The organism is Porphyromonas loveana (genome assembly GCF_003096695.1).
In the GTDB taxonomy this organism is placed as follows: Bacteria; Bacteroidota; Bacteroidia; order Bacteroidales; family Porphyromonadaceae; genus Porphyromonas; species Porphyromonas loveana.
On the sequence record NZ_QEKY01000009.1, the window covers coordinates 40,742 to 54,266 of the forward strand.

General features: G+C 50.6%; 13 protein-coding genes. 8 read left to right on the plus strand and 5 right to left on the minus strand.

Going from position 1 to position 13,525, the window contains the following annotated elements; translation table 11 throughout:
* Nucleotides 1-16 precede the first annotated feature (16 nt).
* From C7382_RS06395 to C7382_RS06420, 5 genes are all read right to left on the minus strand, one after another.
* Nucleotides 17-220, minus strand: a complete 204-nt coding sequence (locus tag C7382_RS06395) for a hypothetical protein (protein ID WP_116679464.1) — start codon at nt 218-220, stop codon at nt 17-19.
* A gap of 1,330 nt (nt 221-1,550) precedes the next feature.
* Nucleotides 1,551-2,195, minus strand: coding sequence for a hemophore-like protein HusA (gene husA, locus C7382_RS06405; RefSeq protein WP_116679466.1), 645 nt, complete (start codon nt 2,193-2,195; stop codon nt 1,551-1,553).
* A complete protein-coding gene (locus C7382_RS06410) occupies nt 2,192-4,414 on the minus strand; it encodes a TonB-dependent receptor (protein WP_116679467.1) in 2,223 nt (740 codons plus the stop codon). The genes husA and C7382_RS06410 overlap by 4 nt, the downstream gene beginning before the upstream one ends.
* A gap of 78 nt (nt 4,415-4,492) precedes the next feature.
* Nucleotides 4,493-4,789: a winged helix-turn-helix domain-containing protein gene (locus C7382_RS06415; RefSeq protein WP_116679468.1), complete on the minus strand. Its 297-nt coding sequence runs from the start codon at nt 4,787-4,789 to the stop codon at nt 4,493-4,495.
* Nucleotides 4,782-5,378, minus strand: coding sequence for a hypothetical protein (locus C7382_RS06420; protein WP_116679469.1), 597 nt, complete (start codon nt 5,376-5,378; stop codon nt 4,782-4,784). Before C7382_RS06420 ends, C7382_RS06415 begins: the two co-directional genes overlap by 8 nt.
* Nucleotides 5,379-5,699: 321 nt before the next feature.
* Between C7382_RS06420 and C7382_RS06425 the strand changes: the two genes are divergently transcribed.
* The 8 genes from C7382_RS06425 to C7382_RS09995 all read left to right on the plus strand — a co-directional run bounded on the left by C7382_RS06425 (nt 5,700) and on the right by C7382_RS09995 (nt 13,289).
* A complete protein-coding gene (locus C7382_RS06425; RefSeq protein WP_116679470.1) occupies nt 5,700-6,263 on the plus strand; it encodes a flavodoxin in 564 nt (187 codons plus the stop codon).
* A gap of 284 nt (nt 6,264-6,547) precedes the next feature.
* Nucleotides 6,548-7,378 (plus strand): ATP-binding cassette domain-containing protein, encoded by an 831-nt coding sequence (locus C7382_RS06430; protein WP_116679471.1) that lies wholly within the window; start codon nt 6,548-6,550, stop codon nt 7,376-7,378.
* An 11-nt stretch (nt 7,379-7,389) separates the two neighbouring features.
* Complete coding sequence (locus tag C7382_RS06435) at nt 7,390-8,253, plus strand: hypothetical protein (protein WP_116679472.1); 864 nt, start codon at nt 7,390-7,392, stop codon at nt 8,251-8,253.
* Complete coding sequence (locus tag C7382_RS06440; protein ID WP_116679473.1) at nt 8,250-8,990, plus strand: hypothetical protein; 741 nt, start codon at nt 8,250-8,252, stop codon at nt 8,988-8,990. The genes C7382_RS06435 and C7382_RS06440 overlap by 4 nt, the downstream gene beginning before the upstream one ends.
* A gap of 67 nt (nt 8,991-9,057) precedes the next feature.
* Entirely contained in the window at nt 9,058-9,420 is a 363-nt protein-coding gene (locus C7382_RS06445; protein WP_116679474.1) for a GntR family transcriptional regulator, read from the plus strand.
* Between the two features lie 137 nt (nt 9,421-9,557).
* Nucleotides 9,558-12,056 carry an outer membrane beta-barrel family protein gene (locus C7382_RS06450; RefSeq protein ID WP_207772718.1) on the plus strand — a complete coding sequence of 833 codons (2,499 nt, stop codon included), beginning with the start codon at nt 9,558-9,560 and terminating at the stop codon, nt 12,054-12,056.
* Between the two features lie 52 nt (nt 12,057-12,108).
* Entirely contained in the window at nt 12,109-12,858 is a 750-nt protein-coding gene (locus tag C7382_RS06455) for a head GIN domain-containing protein (protein WP_116679475.1), read from the plus strand.
* A 227-nt stretch (nt 12,859-13,085) separates the two neighbouring features.
* A complete protein-coding gene (locus C7382_RS09995) occupies nt 13,086-13,289 on the plus strand; it encodes a hypothetical protein (RefSeq protein WP_133241539.1) in 204 nt (67 codons plus the stop codon).
* Nucleotides 13,290-13,525 lie beyond the last annotated feature (236 nt).

Genomic DNA, 13,525 nt, shown 5'->3' on the forward strand with positions numbered 1-13,525 from the left:
AATATCACAGCTTGGTTTATCTCATGAAAAATGTGACATAGTCATTTAGGTTGATATTTTGAGAGGGAGGAGAAGGCATATCTTCATAGACACTTAGTTCTGTCTGAAATTGTTGCATGTCATTTCGGGTAAAGTTTGCAACCTCTTGAGCAGAAGCAAGACCGAAATCAATAATTCTCTGTCCCACTTCTTGATAATAATAAAGCTCAAGGAGCTTCATAAACGTTGCTAACCCCTTATCTTGAAAGTATCACTAAAGCCATTCGAGAGTCGCAGATGGCAACTGTCGTTAGTGGCAACAAACGGCTACCGGCGATAACCATGGATCCATTTTATTCAAAATTAACAATGTAGGCAACTGTATCTCGTCCCGATCCCGAGCGAAGATTAGACTCAGATACAATGGGTTCAAGACTCTCAACATTAGGAAGATTGGTCAACGGCATCCCTCTTCCATGTCGTAGACTAACAAGATTAGAGGCAGCGAAAGCTCTAACCTTCTCCTCAAATGCCCTCTCTTGAGACTGTTGTCCCTGCAATCCATCCCCTTGAGGAGCAAAGGATTCTTTCGTACAAGCGGTAAGTATTGCCACAAAAGCAAGATTTAGAAGAAAAAAATTTTCTCATAATAAAATCCATTTTAATTAAACGTTACAACTTTAATCGCAACAAATTTAAGCATTATATTCTAAGACATCAACACTTCAAGGCTCTTATTGCTGGAATGTGCAACGATTTTTCTGATAGAGGTCTTCTTTTTGAGGAGACAGGCAATTGTGTACCTTTGCTCCGAAGTGGGTTGTTTATCGAGTGTTGCACTTACCTTACTATTGAAAAATACAGAGGCTTCAAGAAGTTTCCCTCACTACAGCCGAGTAAGAGTCATAGTAGATATTCCAACAATTCAACTCTAATTTACGTACAAGAAATTTATCGGCGGTCTGCTGAGTCCAAAGAATCAGTTTCCGTCAGCATTGTGAAAAAATGTATCACCTAATCTCTGAAGTTCTAAGCAACACATGAAAACAGCGTCGCACGCTGACAATGACCAGAAAAATCGTTTTTGAACGCTTCGCTGACAAACGAAGAACGAAACAACGGTAATTGATGTCTTTGTACAGCGTTGACAGCCTACCGAAACAAAATCGGACGCTTCGTGCATTTACGAAGAGTCCAAAAACGTTCATTGCACCTTCCGTACAAGATTGATACCTTGCCGAAGGCTTATTACGCTTATTGCACACGCTCGACGACCCGAAAAATGTTGTTTTTGACCTTACGTACACGTACGCGGACATAAAAACATGGATTTTGATAATTATAATGATCACATCTGATATCTATAAAGAACGTCCTCCAAGTAGGGAAAAACTGATTTTGGACGCTTCCAATCTCATTTTCCGTCTCATGGAAGCTGTCACAGAACCTTCGGAAGATCGCTTATTTGGAATAAATCTAAACAGCTCTTCGGTGTTGATAAGTTTTTTGGCTCGCAAAAAAGTGTGCCAACAACATGAATAAACAAGAAGAGTTGTTACACGATCATCTCCTTATTCTGCTTGACATTGTGAGAGTAGTCTGCGAGCCTGGCGCTCTCCCCAGTGTGGTGCATAGGCGGGAGACACTGTGGCAGCAGCATAGCACGCAACAGCTTTCTGCGCCAGAGGCAGAGCTTTGTCCTTGCCACCACCGAACTGAGCAGGGGTGTAGAGCAGACTCTGAGCCTGTAGATAGTAGGCTCGCGGATTCTCCGGATTGGCCTGCATGGCTATGGCCAACTGTCGGCTGCTTTCCATCCCGTAGGTTTGCCACCGTTCTTGCGGATTGACCAACAGGCGGGCTGTTGCTACCATGCTTCGCAGGCAGGCGATCTCGGACCGGTCGCCACCGAGCGATTCTGCCAGGGTCAGCATAGTCTCTGCTTCGCTGCTGAGCCGATCGGCCTCTGAGGGATCGCCCAAAGCCGGTATTATCCTGCAGTAGGCAGCGTAGTAAGCAGCATGCCAATCGGCTCCACTCACGGCTGCTATCCGAGAAAATTCGGTGGCCAGAGCGACATACTCCGTTGGAGGCAGGCTGTCCAAAGCAGCTACTTTCCGGTTCATCACATCGGCATAAGCCGTTTCTTGCGCCGTAGCGCAGAGTCCTGTCAGACCGATCAGGGCCAAGAGGACGATTTGCTTGAGAGATTTCATCTTGATTTGATTTTTATATCAGTATTCATGATTTCTTGTCTTCGGTCCACTCCGAAGTTAATGAAGAGTCCTACCATGTAAAACTGTCTGTAGGGAGTCGAGATTCTGACCGATGGATACACGCCATTGACGGGCTTGTCCCCGAAACGATACCCATAGGTGGGATCCGAATTGAAAAGGTTGTGAGCGCTCAGGACGAGTACGCCATTTACTTTCTTGTATCGGAACGGATAATTATAGGATACGCTCATGCTGAAGTTGGCAGGTATCGACGCATTAAAATACGAGGCAGACTGCACGTTGGGGTTGTGATATGTCATACCGGTTCGGTATGTCATGGACAGATTGAAGAGCGAACTAATCGGTGCACACCAGTATTTCAACACGGAAGAAAGCGTGTGTCGGGCGACGAAATCGGGTCGTTCCTCCGCGGGCGAAAGGAGGTACTGTCGGCGAGCATCGGTATAGGAATAGGAGAACCAATGCTCGAAAGATTTGATCAAGCCTGTTGCTTTCCAGAAGAAATCTGCCCCGCGGGCATATCCCTTGCCATCATTATCCGCCACCCCTTCGGCAGTCAAAGTTGTCAGGCGACTATACTCCTTGTCGAAAAGTTGGAAGCGAAGCACGTGCGAATGCGAGGGACGCCATTCATAGGTCAGATTGTACTGTTGCGACTGTTCGCGCCTCTTGGGCACAATACCGTGGCTCAGATAATAATCGCCCGGGGCTGCATACTTTCCTGCATCAAGCGTGAGTCGGCTCGTCGGAGAGACTTTATAAGAGGCTGACAGACGTGGCAGCAGAACGGCTGACTTGGTGAGATCGGAATACTCGGCTCGAAGTCCGGCCGTAGCCGAGATACGACTCGATACGGGAAAGAGGGCTTCGGCATAGGCTGCGACAAGATGTTCCCTCAGCGAGGGAAGGGCTATGCTTTCGTCGGCTATCAGCTGAGAGCCGGCTTCGCTATAGGCATAGTCAGATCCGTAGCTGAGCCGCCAAGTCCTGATGCGCGAATCGAACCGCAAGCGGAGACTGGCATCGCGCTCTACAGTGCGGACCATCGTCTTGATAGTTTGCCTTTCATCGGGTCGCTGTCGCAGCTTGTTATGGTCTTCGCTGTAGCCGACAGAAAGGGTGGATGTCGTCCGACCTTCGGAGAAGTCATGACGCCATACAGCCATCCCAAAGCCGTATGTATTCTGTCCTGCATAGAGCGAATACGTATTGGCCGGATCAGGCATTCTCAAGGCTGCAGAGGATAGATCCCGCACAAAGAGGAAGAGTCCTTTCACCTCATCATGTGGCGTAAGGTTCCATATCGTCCGGGCATTATAGACATAGGACTGATTGGTGCCGGGTAATTTGTACTCGGGCTTGAGCAACAGACGGACGTAGGCGGCATCACTAATGGAGGCATTTTGCTCGATATAGAATCGACGTGAAGGAGAAAGGTAGCCAACGCCACCGCTCAGAAACAGAGGAGACAGGCCGATGCCGACAGAGGATGGCGACTGTCCCGCCAATTGCAATTGCAGCAGTCCGCTCAATGCTCCCCCCTCTGTGGCTCCATAGCCACCGGTGGAAAGAGAGAGACCGCTGAACATTCCCGTCTCGAAGCGCGAACGAGCAGGCGAATCGAATCGGTTCTTGCCAAAGAACCGTTTGACTCTCACGCCTTCTATCGTCACTGCCGTCTCCCATGATGCTCCGCCACGGACGAAAAAGCCCTCACGATCGCCCACGTCTTGCAGTCCGGGTGTCTGTCTCAAAGCCATGGAAAGATCCCCGTTGCCGGCAGGATTGGTGTAAACGTCCATCGGATTGAGCACAGTCTTGCTCTGCTTGCCTCCCACTCCGAAGGAAGAAACGCTTACGACCACCTCAGAGAGTTTGTAATCGTCTGTTTCTCGCAGTCGGATGCGGATATCATCTGTTGCATCTCCGTTCCGAATCAGCAATGTATCAGACTTGTAATTGACGTGCGAAGCCACCAGTCGAATCGGGAAACTGCTCTTCGTCATGAAGCGGAACCGTCCGAGGCTGTCCGTCGCTGCACCGTCGAAACTCTCTGCCGGATAGACATTGACCAAGGCTATCGGCTGACCTTTTGTGTCGCTGACAGTCCCCGCAATCTGTCGCTGGGCATGGAGAGATGTAGGTATGCAGAGGGTGAGGAGAAGCTTTGTGAGGCTTCTCAAAAACAAGCTTTTCATATCTGTAATTGATTGACTCTAAGGGGGACAGCCTCTCAGCCGAATCCCCATGAGTATGATTCTACTTTCGTTATAAGATCAACGCACCGGGTCGGGCGGGAGATAGGTCCTGAGCGCTTCGAAGTGAGCGGCAAAGGCTTCACGGCCGACCTCTGTAGCGCGACAGATAGTACGTGTACGCTTGCCGCTAAAGCCCTTTTCTATCTCGATGTAGCCGGCAGTGCTTAGTTTGTCCAACTGCACACTGATGTTGCCGGAGGTAGCACCCGTCACCTCCTTGAGATAGAGAAAGTCGGCTTCCTCCACGTTCATGAGGACGGACATGAGAGCCAACCTCAGTTCGGACATGAATAGTGGATCGAGAGGTCTAAGCATTGCGCAGCATTTTACGTTCGAGATAGCAAAGATAGTGCCCGGGCAAACAATGCATGATGAAGATGGTGATACCAAATATGAGCACCATCATTCCGCCTCTCATGGGTATGATAAGGAGCAAGTAGCCTACGATCATCCCAAATATGGAACTGTACTTGAGCACTGTGACCTTATATGAAAATCCCGTAATGGCCGTAGCTATGCCCACCAATATGAGGACGATGGAGAGAATGGCAAGTGGAACACGATAGGCAAGGATACTAAATGCCATCACATTGAGTCCGACTACGATCCACGTAGTATCTATGAAACGGTCGATCTGCGTGCGGGCATAGACTTCGTTTCTGGCCTTCCACTTATTAATCAAGGAGATCGCTCCGCCAAGTATCGGGATGAGCATCCATAGATTATTGACTTTATAGCCGAGATACGGATACGAGAAAAATATCAGGAAGCTCGTGAATAAGGTGACATATCCCCATATCAGGCACGGGACTCCCGCCCCACGAATCAAACGTTTACGCGTTTGTTCGATCATCTTCTCGATCATCAGCACACTCTCTTGGGGTGTAAGTTGTTTTTCTTCCATTGTTCTGTTCTTTTTAGTTTGTTTCTTTTCTTGCTGTGGAAGGTTTGCGGCCGCATTGCTCCCTGTTCACAACGCAAATATAAATCAGTTTATAATATAAACCAAATGTGAGATGAAATATTGTTGTGTAGGGATTACGTAAGAAATAGGAGGTTAAAGTCTTTGGACGGGTTAATTACTGATTCTATATTACAGCAAGCAATCGACTACAGAGCTGCAGCAGATCTTACAGCAAGTATGACGATAGTTACTATCGACAAATAGGCATTCTCGATAGAGATACTTATATTTGTCTGTGTAACCCTCTAACAGATTGTTCCAATGAAAATCAGAACATTAGTATTAGCCATTATGGTAGCATTAGCAGCGACTTTCGTCGCAGAAGCCCAGCAGAAGAAAGCCGATAAAGTACTCATCGCTTACTACTCGTATCGTGGCGGCAATACCAAGGCCGTGGCCGAATACATCCAACAGGCGACGGGAGGCGATCTCTTCCGCATCGAAACGGATCATCCCTATCCGCAGGACTACAATGCCCTCACCGAACAAGCCAGTGAAGAGTTGGAGAAGGGTGTACGTCCCAAGCTCAAACGAACGGTGCCGAACATCGCCGACTACAATGTCATCTACATTGGGTCGCCCAACTGGTGGGGCACGATCGCTCCCGTGGTAATGACTTTCCTCGAAGGACACAACTTCGCTGGCAAGACGATCATTCCCTTCATCACGCACGAGGGCAGCCGCATGGGCAAGAGCGTAAACGACATCAAGAAACTGGCTCCCAAAGCCAAGGTGTTGGACGGGTTTGCCATTCGTGGACGAAATGCCAAAAATTCATCCGAGGATGTAGAGAAGGAGCTGAAGGCTCTGGGACAAATTCCTTAGTCCTCGCTCCCCCACCGAATCTCCTCTGCTTGTAAGGGCAGAGACGAAGCCGTGTCAGGAATCTCCATTCCAGCACGGCTTCTTCTTTTGGGTCGGGAGAGAGAAAAAAACGGGGTAAATCAAAAAAATTTGGTTGAAAATTTGGTCAATTCAAATATGATAGCTATGTTTGCGGTGTACTAAGCAACTAATACAGCAGCTAACAATGTAGAAACTAACTGAAAATAAGCACTTAACGAGAGTGATGGCAAGAAAAAAGACATAACAAACAAAAAGAATAGACAATGATCAACGCAAAAAACATCCGATTCAACTATCCGCGACAGAGTTCGCTATTTGATAGTCTTAACCTCGAACTCCCCGAAGGGAGCATCACCGGACTGCTCGGTCGCAACGGCGAGGGCAAAACGACTTTGCTGAAACTTCTCTCAGGCCAACTCCTCAGCAAAGCTGGAGAACTCATCGTCTTGACTGAAGACCCTCGACATCGGTCAGTCAAATTTCTCTCTCGCGTCTTCGTCCTGCCAGAGGAGGTAACCTGCCCCAATGTGACGATACGGGATTACTTCCGGATGATCACCCCCTTCTACCCCACTTACTCCCCTGAGGTGGCACAGGAGATTATTATCGCTTTTGACCTCAACTGGGATATGAAGTTGGGCAAGGTGTCACAGGGACAGAAGAAAAAAGCCGTCATAGCCTTGGCTCTCTCGCTGCGCACGCCGCTTCTATTGATGGATGAGCCTACGAACGGATTGGACATCCCGAGCAAGAGTGCATTCCGCCGCCTTATGGCTCGTTATATCACAGAAGAGCAGACTGTAATCATCAGCACCCATCAGGTGCGCGACCTCGAACAGATTATCGACCGCATCGTGATGATGGACCGCAATGATATCGTGTGCAACAAGTCCGTGGGCGAACTGAGCAACAGCTTCGCCTTCCGTCAGGTAGCGCCCGGCGATACTCCTATATATAAGGAAGGATCGACGATGGGCGAAGTAGGTGTGTATGAAAACACGACCGGCGAAGATACCCCCTTCTCAATGGAGCTGTTCTTCAACGGCATGATCGCGGAGCGCGACGCATTCAACCGAATATTGAACCGTAACTAAGCCTATCTGACATGACAGCATTAGTAAACAGCGCACCGACCACCGCCTTACAGCGCATCGGGCTGCTCCTCCGCATGGAGTGGAGCACGCAGCGCAACAGCATTCTGGCGATTACGGGCACTTTGTCCCTCATCGCACTCGCCATCTCGCTACTTGTCTCCTTCAATTCCACGCATCCGATCGACGAGGAGGAGGTATATGGATCGCTCTTCGCTTTCTTCTCCATTAGCAGCATCACCGTGTCACTCTACACCTTCCTGACAGTGCAGCGACGCGTCAATCACTCGAACACCATCGCCTATACCCTCATACCCGCATCCACCACGGAGAAATTCATCGCTCTGACGATTCTTTTCCTCATTCCATTGGTTTGGATGCTGCTCTTGATGGGAATAGCCATACTCTTGCTCGCTCTTTTCAATCCTGAAACTTTTGGGATACTCCGACAGACGGTGATAGAGCTATTTGTCGAGCCGCATATCATCACGATGGAAGAACCTGAGCTGGGTGAGATTATAATAGAACGAGTGAAGCAATACATTACGATCTACATGATCATCTCCACTCTCTGGTCGCTGGCATTGGCCCTCTGGAGCAGTATCAGTGTGCGTGGCACCACGCAATCACTCCTCGCATATATGGGGATAGGAGCCGCACTCTCATTCATCGTATCCATTGCCGTCTTGCCCGCGTTCTTCCTTCAGCTTTCAGCCCTTCGGGATTATCAGACATTGGACAACATGAGCGACCGCGAGGCGCTTGAGCTCCTCTTCTCCCCGACCGTTTGGGGCATACAGATCGGCCTCTATGCCGTGGTAACGATCGCCTTCTTTGTCTGGTCTTATTATTCACTCAAAAGAAGACAGCTACGATGAATCACCATTCAAACAATAGAACACACACCACGCCCTTGCAGCGCATAGCACTGCTCCTGCGCATGGAATGGGGCACCAACGGACGCAATACGCTCCTCTTCCTTCTGGCCATGCTGGGAGTTTTGGTAGCCATTACGCTCCTGATACACTTACAAGATAGTTTCGGAGTGTCGACTACGTCTGCCAACCACGTATTTCTCTGGATGTTGACCTTCGGAAGCATGGCGTTCTACGTCTTTCGGATTGTGCAGGCACGTGTCAATAATTCCGACACCGTTTCCTACCCGATACTCCCGGCCACCGCCACGGAGAAGTTCATCGTCATCCTTATCGAAGGAGTGCTTGCGCTGATGGCAGCCATCGTCGTCAATCAGTTGGCCTATACGATAGAGGTGCTACTCTATCCCGGGATACTCGAAACGAGTTCTTCGTTTTTGGTGGTTCATCGCACCGCTTCAGGCTATGAATGGTTAGCACTGGATCCTTTCTTTGTCAATCGGGCCGTGACCATAGGCTTTTTGGGCTTCATCGCCATGGGCATCTTTTTTGCCGTACGGATGAAGAAGCTCATTTCTGCTACGGTGGGCGTGCTATTGACCTTCGGACTGCAGACAATAGCCATTGTCAACATCGCGCCTCTTGCTATCCATCTACCTTTGACCGAGGTTATTACCGGCTGTGTCGGACTTGTGTTCTTTGTCCTTTCATTTATCACCCTGCAACGACGACAACTCTAATGACAGCAATACTTCAATCCCAATCTCCCCTCTTGTGCCCACGATAACATCGATGCCGATAACTCTAATGACAGCAATACTTCAATCCCAATCCATCTTCCTCCAGATCTCAGAGACGATCAAAGACAGGATCCTCTCCGGCGAATACAAAGCCGATGAGCGCATTCCCTCCGTTCGTGAGCTGGCCGAGCAAATGGAAGTCAATCCCAATACCGCAATGCGTGCCATCGAGCGACTACAGATGGAAGGCACCATCTACAACAAGCGCGGCCTGGGTTACTTCGTCAGCGCCGACGCCCGCGAAGAGATACTGGCAGCACGGCGAAGCAAGTTCGTCAAGGAAGTCCTCCCAGCTCTCTTTCGCGAAATGAAACTACTGGGTATAGATATCGAAACGGTCCGTTCCGAATGGGAACGACACTCACTCTAATCATCATAGACTGAATGCGTGACATCTTCTCTCAGCTCCGCTCTTGCGGCAAGCGAGTCGCCGCGGGCGGAGTGGGAAAGATGTGATCCGCTGACTAACAACGACAAAAGAACCACTCACAATAGCACAAAACAACCATGCGACGATTATTATACGCTACCCTCTTATTCTGTGCCTGCATCATCGGCGCGATAGCACAGCAAGACACTTATCCGGTGCACATTTCCGGATCACTTTCCGATGCCTCCTCGCACGAGGCCGTTCCCTTTGCAGCGGTGAGCATCCGCCCCGCTGATGGCGACACCACCAAGGTGTACAATCAGATAACCGACGGCAACGGCTACTTTCGCATCGGACTACCCGTTGCCCGATCCTATAAACTCACGGCTACCTTCATGGGCATGCAGCCCCTCGTGATGGAAGTACCGCTGACGAATGGTAATAACGAGATACAGCTCGCCACCTTGGACATGCAACCCGAGGAGAAGCAGCTCGCCGCTGTGACAGTATCTGCCGCTCGTCCGTTGGTCAAAATGGAAATCGACCGTCTCTCCTACAATATGAAGGAAGACCCCGCAGCCCGCACCAATAATCTCTTGGAAATGCTTCGCAGCGTACCCCTCGTAACGGTAGATGGCGAAGGCAACATCCAGGTGAAAGGCTCGTCTAACTTCAAGATCTTCCTCAATGGCAAGCCTTCTACGATGGTGAGCAGCAATCCGAAGGAAGTCTTCCGCTCTATTCCGGCGCATACCATTCGCCGCGTCGAGGTGATTACTGACCCGGGGGTCAAGTACGATGCCGAGGGCATTAGTGCCATCCTGAATATCGTAACGGATGAGGGAGGCAAGCTTCAGGGCTATTCCGGCTCGATCTCGGCAGGAGTCGGGACCAATCCGGAAGCCGACGGCAATATATTCTTGACTGCCAAATCGGGCAAAGTAGGCTTCACGACGAACTACAGCTACTACTACGGGGAGAATAGGGATAACCAAACATTATCGGAGCGCATTACGCCTACACAAGTGATTACGGAAGCAGGACGGAGTGATGTTCGCTTCGGCGGACACTTCGGCAACGCTTTGCTTTCCTTTGAATTGGACTCACTGAATCTCCTCACTGTCGGCGGCAACGTACGACTCCGGGAGCATAACTCCACCAGCAGCAATATCGAGAAGAGCTTCGCCGGCAACGTGCTGCAAGGCTATATCGACAGGAAGACCCGGACGGCAGGCGATGGTGGCTCCTACGAGCTGAGTGCCGACTACCAGAGGAGCACCCGCAGGGAAGGAGAACTCTTCACCGTATCGTACCGCTTCACGCATAATCCCAATAACAGCGAGACGTTCTTGGACCAGTGGCGTCGCGATCCGCAACAAACCAGTCTCACCCTCGGCTACGGAGGCCAGCACACGCGCTCCGACGCCGGTATGGACGAGCACACGGCACAGGTGGACTATACCCGCCCGATAGGCAAGGCACACTCAGTAGAGGCAGGTCTCAAATACATCTACAGACATTCCACGAGCGATCCGCTCTACGAAGTGCGCCCGAGCGAAGAGGCCCCGTGGCAACCAGGCTCGCTCTACCCTCTCAACTTTGCAGCCGGACGCTTCCGCCACGACCAGAACGTAGCAGCGGCCTACGCGGGCTACAACTTCCGTGCCAGCAAATATTCGCTGCAGACAGGCGTTCGTGCCGAGAGCAGCCGCCTCAAGGCTATTTTCCCGGACAATGCCGCTGCGGACTTCTCACATACGGCTTTCGACTGGGTGCCTCAGCTGACGCTGGGCTATAACCCGACGCCGATGCAGCAGATCAAACTGGCCTATAACTTCCGCATCCAACGCCCGTCTATCAATCAATTGAATCCCTACATAAATCAAACGACGGACTATCAATTGAATTACGGTAATCCCGAACTACAATCCGAGAAGCGGCATCACGTCAGCCTGGGCTACAACCAATACGGGCAGAAGCTGATGCTCACGGCATCGCTCGACTACGACTTCTGTAACAACTCCATCCAGAGTTATACATTCCGCGACGCTACCAATCCCAATATCTTCCACCAGACCTATGGCAACCTTGGACGCGAGCATTCACTCATTCTCAATGCCTATGCCATGTACACACCGGCGAAATGGCTCCGCATCATGTTCAACGGAAACATTGAACGCACGTTCCAGAAAAGCCAAGAGCTGGGGCTGAGCATTAGCGCATGGTCCGGTATGGCCTACTCGGGTCTGATGTTCACTTTACCAAAAGATTGGACCGTCAATGTCTTTGGAGGCTACTTTCACGGCGGTCGTTCCTTCCAGCAACGCTACAGCGGCAATGACTTCAATAGCTTGAGTATCTCCAAGCAACTATTTGACAAACGGCTCCTGATTTCTCTCACGGGACGCAATCTGCACGCCGCACGCACTAAATGGAGCAGTGTAACGGAGGGTGAAGGCTTCATCTTCCGCAACGAAACCAGTAGTCAGAACCGCAGCGTGTCGCTCAATCTGACTTATCGCTTCGGTAAGATGAATGCCCAAGTGCGCAAGGTACAGAGAAGCATCGTCAATAACGACCTCAAGCAAACCTCTTCTCAGGGACAGGGCGGAGGCACCCAAGGCGGACAACGCTAACGCGCCGGACAGTACAGCAAAAACCAACACATACTAAACAATACAAACTAATATGAAAACAAAGAAACTCATTTCCATGCTCGCACTCCTCGTCGGTGCGGCAACGCTCCTCACCGCCTGTAACATACAGATCGAGGGCAAGAACATCAAGAAGATTGTTCCCTCGGGAACTCCCATTAAAGAAACGCGGAAGATAACGGCATTCCACTCACTGGATGTTAGTAACAACTTTGCGGTCACCTATCTGGCCGGAACACCCACAGATGAGATCGTCATCGAAGCTGCACCTAACCTCATGGAGTATATCGAGACAGAAGTTAAGGACGGAGAACTCTTCATCCGCATGAAAGAGGGCTTCCAAACGACCAACGGAAACCTCCGTGTCAAGGTAGGCTCTGCCACGCTGCGCAATCTCGACATCAGCGGTGCTTGCAGCTTCGCCACAGAGGGAGAGCTCACAGGCGACCACCTCGATGTGGATGCCTCCGGTGCAGCAGCCCTCTCCCTCAATGCTCGCTTGCGCACTATCGAAGTGGACTGTTCGGGAGCAGTGGCTCTCGATCTGAAAGGAAGTGCAGACAAAGCATCAATCAATCTCAGTGGATCGGTAGCCTGCGATGCCAAGCAATTCGAGGTGAAAGATGTCGAGATCGAGGTGAGTGGCAGTGCGTCCATGGACATTAATGCCTCGGTATCGGTAACGGGTAGCGTATCGGGTGCAGTAGCTGTAACCAATCATGGTGCAGCCTCGCGCGAATCGGTATCGACTTCGGGTGCATCCGTCTATCGGAAAGCACGATAGCCCGAAGGTGCGCCCGCATCCGGCGCGGGCGCACCTTCCTACTACCCCAAAGGGGAGTTTCTCCCCTTCTTCTCTCCCATCTGCAGCAAGGGCGTTTTGTCGCCACCTATGGAGCTTAGGCAGAGTGGCGTTCGGCAGATCATTTCATGGAGAATGCATTGCTCCATACGTGTACGGCGTATCGAAAATGACCGAAAACGTGCATCTCCCGTCGGGGATGCATCGAAATGGACGAAAAACATGCATTTCCCGTCGGGGATGCAATAAAATGGGCGAAAAATGCGCATTTCCCATCGGGGATGCAGCAAAACGGGCGAAAAAAGCGCATTCCCGGTCGGGGATGCAATAAAACGGGCAAAAAAAGTGCATTTCCCGTCGGGGATGCAATAAAACGGGCGAAAAATGTGCATTCCTCATCGGGGATGCAATAAAAAGATGGATGAAAAATGTGCATCCCTCATCGGGGATGCAATAAAAACGCCCTCCCCCTCCATACCTTACGCCTAATGTGCAGGTATGGCCGATAGGATTGCAGTCTATGGCAGAGCGCTATCGGGAACGAAAGACGAGCAGCAGCAACGACGAGAGAAAGTATGAGATCGCCCCTACGAAGTCTTGCACCACACAGCACGACAGGCCGTCGGCAATACCCGCTCGGCATCGCATC